Genomic DNA, 516 nt, shown 5'->3' with positions numbered 1-516 from the left:
GTCTGGGTGAGTGTGGACAGATGGTAAGGCAGACGCACCAGCCGGACCGCGTCGATGACGGCCGCAGTGGCGACCAGGTACCCCACTCGGGCGCCCGCGAAGGCCAGCGCCTTGCTCAACGTCCTGGTGACCACCAGTTTCGCCGGGTACTTCTCGATGAGGCCGACGGCGCTCGGCGCGGTGGCGAACTCGGCGTACGCCTCATCCACGACCACCAGTCCGGGTGCACAGCGCAACAGGCGCTCGATATCCGCCTGTTCGAGCAGCGCGCCGGTGGGATTATGCGGAGTGGTCACGAACACGACGTCCGGCCGGTGTTCGGCGACGGCTTCCAGGATGCGTTCGATATCGAGCGAAACATCCGGCCCGAGTGCCACCGACATCCATTCGGTACCAAGGCATTCGGCGGCGATACGGTACATCGAATAGGACGGTGTAACGCCTAGTGCACGACGTCCGGGACCGCCGAAGGCGAGCAGAAGCTGCTGCAGTATCTCGACTGAACCATTGGCGGCC

The 516-nt window shown here is 64.7% G+C and carries 1 protein-coding gene; it reads right to left on the bottom strand.

The window, feature by feature from the left end; all coding sequences use genetic code 11:
- A partial coding sequence (locus tag GV790_RS28915) for an aminotransferase class I/II-fold pyridoxal phosphate-dependent enzyme (protein ID WP_163817994.1) occupies positions 1 to 516 on the bottom strand: 516 nt, incomplete at both ends.

The sequence above is a fragment of the Nocardia cyriacigeorgica genome (genome assembly GCF_010858045.1).
Classification (GTDB): Bacteria; Actinomycetota; Actinomycetes; order Mycobacteriales; family Mycobacteriaceae; genus Nocardia; species Nocardia cyriacigeorgica_E.
The sequence above is the reverse complement of the archived record's forward strand: the minus strand, read 5'-3'. Positions and strand labels throughout refer to the sequence as shown.